Consider the following 5,730-nt stretch of genomic DNA (forward strand, 5'->3'; position numbering starts at 1 on the left):
GCACTTGGTGAACTACCTGATCACGCGGGTGGCACTGCATTGAACGCCTGTTGAAACTCTGTAGTGAGCGGGCTTGTCCCGCCCAGGGGGGGCGAAGCCGCCCTAAAACCTGCTATCGCGTTTTACCTGACACAATGCGGCGGTCTTATTGGGGCGGCTTCGCCCCCCAGCGCGGGACAAGCCCGCTCACTACAGGCTGGGTTGCCTCAGGCTACCCGCAGCACAATCTTGCCAATATGATCCCCACCCTCCATCCGCGCATGGGCCTTGTCAGCTTCGGTGTAATCAAACACCTGGTCGATCATCGGCGCGCAACGCCCGGCTGAGAGTACCGGCCACACGTGTTCGCGCAACTGGTCGGCGATGGCGGCTTTCTCGTCTTTGGTGCGCGAACGCAACAGCGAGCCGGTGATGTTGGCGCGCTTGGACATGATGGTCAGCAGGTCAACGTCATGGGCCTTGCCGCCGCCGAGGAAGCCGAGCATCACCAAGTGGCCTTCCATCGCCAGGGCCTTGAGGTTGTTGTTGAGGTAGGAGGCCCCCATGATATCGAGCACCACATTCACCCCTTGGCCGCCGGTTTTTTCGGCGATGACCTGGGCGAAATCCTGCTCGCGATAATTGATCGCTTCGGCTCCGAGCCCGGCGATGGCCGCGCATTTGTCGGCACTGCCTGCGGTGGCGAAGGCCTGGATGCCGAATTCGCGGCATAGCATCAACGCGGTCGTTCCGATGCCGCTGGTGCCACCGTGGATCAATGCGCGCTGGCCTTTTTGGGCGCCGCCCAGGCCAAACAGGTTGGCCCAGACCGTGAAGAAGGTCTCGGGGATGGCGGCCGCATGAATCCAGTCCATACCTTCGGGAACCGGCAGCGCCTGGCTGGCAGGCACCGCGCAATACTGCGCGTAGCCACCACCGTTGGTCAGGGCACAGACCTTGTCACCGAGGGCGTATTCACTCACACCATCGCCCAATGCAACCACCTCACCCGCCACTTCCAGCCCGGGAATCGGGCTCATGCCGGGTTTCATCGGGTACCTGCCGGCACGTTGCAGGGCGTCGGGGCGGTTGACCCCGGCTGCATGCACGCGGATCAGGATCTCGCCGGGGCCCGCCACGGGTACGTCGGCTTGACGCGGTTGCAGGACTTCAGGGCCACCGGGCGTGGTGATTTCGATCAGGGTCATTGTTTGAGGCAGTGTCATGTGAGCATTCCTGTAGCGATGAGCCTATGGGTTGGGACTGTACCGTGCGCTCGTCGGTTCAGGGGCATTCTAGGCTAAACCGGACGAAGGGTCTGTGCGGATGAACGCGCTTGAACGGTGGCGCGTCTATGCTGGTCCACTGACTTCAACCGTCAGATCAACAGGTGAACCAAATGGCCAAGACTTACAGCTACGCCGCGCGGGATTCCAAGGACTCACTCAAGCCTTTCACCTTCGAACGTCGTGCGCCAGGGGCGGATGACGTGCAGATCGATATTCTCTACTGCGGCGTGTGCCACTCCGACCTGCACACCGCGCGCAACGAGTGGAACAACACACTTTACCCTTCGGTGCCCGGCCATGAAATTGTTGGCCGCGTGACAGCGGTAGGCGCCAATGTGCAGAAATTCAAAGTCGGCGATCTGGCCGGTGTCGGTTGTATGGTCGACAGCTGCCAGCACTGCGCATCCTGCGCCGAGGGCGAGGAGCAGTATTGCGAAAACGGTTTTACCGGCACCTACAACGGCCCGGTGTTCGGTGGCGAGAATACCTTCGGTGGCTACTCGGACAACATTGTGGTCAAGGAAAAGTTCGTGCTGCGCATCTCCCACGGCGATGCCAACCTGGCGGCCGTGGCGCCGCTGTTGTGCGCGGGCATCACCACCTACTCACCGTTGCATCATTGGAAGGTCGGCCCTGGCAAGAAAGTCGGCGTGGTTGGCCTGGGCGGCCTTGGCCATATGGCGGTGAAGATCGCCCATGCCATGGGCGCGCATGTCACGCTGTTTACCACCTCGCCCAACAAGCGCGAAGACGGCCTGCGCCTGGGTGCCGACCATGTGGTGGTGTCGAAGAACCCGGACGAGATGGCCAAGGTCGCCAACAGCCTGGACTTCATCCTCAACACCGTCGCCGCGCCACATAACCTGGATGCCTTCATTAGCCTGCTCAAACGCGACGGCACCATGACCCTGGTGGGCGCGCCCGACAGCCCACACCCATCGCCTGCGGTGTTCAACCTGATCTTCAAGCGCCGCAGCCTGGCCGGTTCGTTGATCGGCGGTATCCAGGAAACCCAGGACATGCTGGACTTCTGCGCCAAGCACAAGATTGTCTCGGACATCGAGATGATCGATATCCAGGGCATCAATGAAGCCTATGAGCGCATGCTCAAGGGCGATGTGAAGTATCGGTTCGTGATCGATATGGAGAGCTTGAAGAAGCACAACCACGCCGCCTGAAAACACTGTAAATCCAATGTGGGAGGGGGCAAGCCCCCTCTCACATTCAGGCCGACAGGTGCTCGTAGAGAATCGTCGCACCCACCAGCATCAACACCACACCGCCCACCATCTCCGCACGTTTGCCCACCACTGTGCCCAGCACCCGGCCAAGCATCATGCCGATGGTCACCATGGTCATGGTCGCCAGACCAATGGCGGCGGCGGCCACCAGGATATTCACGTCGACAAACGCCAGGCCCACGCCCACCGCCAGCGCATCGATGCTGGTGGCAAATGCCGTGACCGCCAGGATCATGAAGGAATGCTGGGTCGGTTTTTCCACCTCTTCGTCATCGGCCTTGAGCCCGTTGTAGATCATGTGCAGGCCCAGTGCGACCAGCAGGGTAAAGGCGATCCAGTGGTCCCAGGCTTCCACCCAGCGGGTGGCGGCGTGGCCGATGGCCCAGCCGATCATTGGCGTGATGGCTTCGATCACGCCGAAGATCAAGCCGGCGCGCAGGGCTTCGGTAAAGCGTGGTTTGTGCAGGCTGGAGCCTTTGCCGATAGCAGCGGCGAAGGCATCCGTGGACATGGCGAAGGCCAGAAGAATCAGGGAAATGGGGTTCACAGTCAGGCTTCCAGTCGGGCTGCATGAGTCAACGACACACCCACACGCCCGACTACAGGCATGGATGTGTCGCTGGTCTCACCAACCACAACGGTGTTCGTACCACGGCAGGTTGCCGAATATGTTGATACGAACGCTTCTGAGCTGGTCAGAAGCCGGTTACTCCCCAACGAAGGGTCGCAGCATAGAGCGCCAAAGATGAAAATTCCGTCAACGCCCTTCAAAGACCGGCGGGCGCCGCTCGGCAAAGGCCGCCAACCCTTCACCAAAATCCGCACTCGCACAGGCCTGGCGGCGTAGCTCGGCGATCTGCTCCATGGCTTGTACCGGCATTGGCTGCAGGTCTTCGAGGATACGCAGTTGCTCCTTGACCGCCTGGATCGCCAGCGGTGCCTTGGCGGCAATGCCTCGGGCGATGTCCACGGCGGTGGCCTCCAGAGCATCGGTGGGCACCAGACGGTTGATCACGCCAAAGCGTTCAGCGCGTTCGGCATCAAGTTTCTGTGCGCAGAAAAACATCTCCTTGAGCACATGAATCGGCAGGTTGTTGAAGAAGCGCAGCAGACCACTGGTGGTGTAGGGCAGGCCGATATTGGCCGGGGTCATGGCGAAGCTGGCGCTGGGGTCTGCCACCACCATGTCGCAGCTCATGGCCAGGTCCACGGCGCCGCCCCAGGCCGAGCCGGAAATAGCCGCGATCACCACGCCCGGGTAGGCGCGGATACGTCGTAGCACTTGCTCCAGCGGCTTACCGTAGGCCACAGGGTCGCGGTCGCGGGCCACTTCGCCGATATCGTGGCCGGCGCTCCAGACGCTCTGGCCGACTTCGGCGCCGAGGATGACTACACTGACGCGCTGGGCGGCGAGGGCGACCAGGCTTTCGTCCAGGCTGTCGAGCAGTTGCGCGCTGAGGGCATTGCGCTGGCTGGGGTTACTGAAAGTCAGGCGCGCAATACGGGTGTCGATGTGTGTGATGGATACGTTGACCGTCATGATGCGGTTCCTGTGTGGCGTTCGAGTTCGGGGGCCTGGGTGACGACGTTGGCGTTGAGCAATGCCTGGATCGCGGCTTCGGCAAAACCGGCTTGGCGCAACACTTCGATGCTGTGCTCGCCGAGCAGCGGCGGCGGACGTTGTGCACTGGCCGACTGCGCTTCGCTGAAGACCGGCGTTACCACCTGGCGCAATCCGCCAAGGGTGGGATGCTCCACGGTTTGGGTCAACCGGCTGTGCAGCACCTGCGGGTCGGCGAACACTTCGTCCAAGGTGTTGATGGGGCCGGCGGGCAGGCCGGCGGCGATAAAGCGTTCGGTCCAGTCGCGCTTGCTGCGGGTTTTCAGGCGGCTTTCCAGGATGGCTTTCAATTCCTCGCGGCGCTCCACCCGGGCTTCGTTGCTGGCAAAGCGCGGGTCATCCGGCAGCTCGGGCAAGTCCAGCAACACGCACAGGCGGCCCCACATGGCCGAGGTGATCGGTGCCAGGTTCAGCGGGCCGTCCAGGGTCTGGAACACACCATAAGGCGCAATCACTGAATGGGCATTGCCGGTGCGCCGGGGCACGTCGCCCAGGCTCAAGTAGCGTTGGCCGTGCACGCTGAGCAAGCCGACGAGGCTGGCCAGCAGTGAAGTGCTGACGTGTTGCCCGCGCCCGCTGCGCTCACGCTCCAGCAGGGCGGCGAGCACTGCCGTCACCAGCCACATGCCCGAGGTCAAGTCACCGATGGCGGTGCCGGTGCGGGTAGGGTCGCCGTCGCTGAAACCGGTGAGGCTCATCAGCCCGGAATAGCCTTGGGCGATCTGATCAAAACCCGGCCAACTGCTCATCGGGCCGTCGCTGCCGAAGGCATTGATGCTGCCCAGGATCAGCCGCGGGTTGCGCGCACTCAACACCTCATAACCCAAGCCCATGCTCTCCAGAGTGCCGGGCTTGAAGTTCTCGATGACCACGTCGGCGTCGTCGATCAGCTGCTGGATCGTGTCCAGGCCCCTGGGGTTGCGGAAGTCCACGCACAACCCGCGCTTGTTACGGTTGCACGACAAATAATAAGTGCTCACGCCCCGGTCGAAAGGCCCCCAGGTGCGGCTCATATCACCGGTTGGGCCGGGTTCCACCTTGATCACATCGGCGCCGAGGTCGGCCAGCACCATGGTGCAGAATGGGCCGGACAGGGCACGGCTGAGGTCGATGATCTTGATACCTTGCAGCGCTTGCATGGGCGTCTCCAACGAAGTTATTGGGGCAATGTCTGGTCGCGGGTTTCAACGGCAAACGGCAGGATCAACACGCCCAGCACAAAGGCGGCCGCTGTCCAGGCAATCGGCGCGCCGATGGAGCCGTACCCATGAATGGCCGCCGCCAGCAAGAAGTTGACCCCGGCACCGATAAATCGCCCCACCGAGGCATTGAACGCAAAGGCAGTGGCGCGGATGCGCGTGGGGTATTGCTCGGGCAACCACAGGGAAAAGATCGCGAAGTTGCCGCCGAAGAACCCCAGGAACACCAGCGACACCATGAACAAATGCAGCCCGTCATCCAGGTAAAACACCCAGCCGAAGGCAAATACGATGGCCGCCGCCATGCCGCTGAAGTAGATGCCCAGCGCCTTGCGTCGACCCACCCGTTCCGCCAGCCATGGCGCCACCAGGCAGCCGAGGATAGTACTCAGGGACAGCAC

Annotated in this window: 6 protein-coding genes and 1 riboswitch; of the genes, 1 reads left to right on the top strand and 5 read right to left on the bottom strand. The window is 62.3% G+C overall.

The features are described from left to right. Positions 1-206 precede the first annotated feature (206 nt). Positions 207-1,205, bottom strand: a complete 999-nt coding sequence (locus ACRESD_RS13115) for an NAD(P)H-quinone oxidoreductase (RefSeq protein ID WP_431751288.1) — start codon at positions 1,203-1,205, stop codon at positions 207-209. Between the two features lie 173 nt (positions 1,206-1,378). Between ACRESD_RS13115 and ACRESD_RS13120 the strand changes: the two genes are divergently transcribed. Then, on the top strand, positions 1,379-2,446 hold the full coding sequence (locus tag ACRESD_RS13120; RefSeq protein ID WP_431751289.1) for an NAD(P)-dependent alcohol dehydrogenase: 1,068 nt from the start codon (positions 1,379-1,381) through the stop codon (positions 2,444-2,446). Between the two features lie 46 nt (positions 2,447-2,492). On the opposite strand, the gene mntP is transcribed toward ACRESD_RS13120, so the two are convergent. From mntP to ACRESD_RS13140, 4 genes are all read right to left on the bottom strand, one after another. After that, complete coding sequence (mntP, locus tag ACRESD_RS13125) at positions 2,493-3,056, bottom strand: manganese efflux pump MntP (RefSeq protein WP_431751290.1); 564 nt, start codon at positions 3,054-3,056, stop codon at positions 2,493-2,495. Between the two features lie 10 nt (positions 3,057-3,066). After that, positions 3,067-3,236, bottom strand: a riboswitch (yybP-ykoY riboswitch). 30 nt (positions 3,237-3,266) lie between these two features. After that, a complete protein-coding gene (scpB, locus tag ACRESD_RS13130) occupies positions 3,267-4,049 on the bottom strand; it encodes a methylmalonyl-CoA decarboxylase (protein WP_431751291.1) in 783 nt (260 codons plus the stop codon). Further along, positions 4,046-5,269 carry a CaiB/BaiF CoA transferase family protein gene (locus ACRESD_RS13135; protein ID WP_431751292.1) on the bottom strand — a complete coding sequence of 408 codons (1,224 nt, stop codon included), beginning with the start codon at positions 5,267-5,269 and terminating at the stop codon, positions 4,046-4,048. Before ACRESD_RS13135 ends, scpB begins: the two co-directional genes overlap by 4 nt. Positions 5,270-5,286: 17 nt before the next feature. After that, positions 5,287-5,730: MFS transporter (locus ACRESD_RS13140; protein ID WP_431751293.1), on the bottom strand; the 444-nt coding region annotated here is incomplete at its 5' end.

The organism is Pseudomonas sp., from assembly GCF_050739995.1.
Taxonomy (GTDB): Bacteria; Pseudomonadota; Gammaproteobacteria; order Pseudomonadales; family Pseudomonadaceae; genus Aquipseudomonas.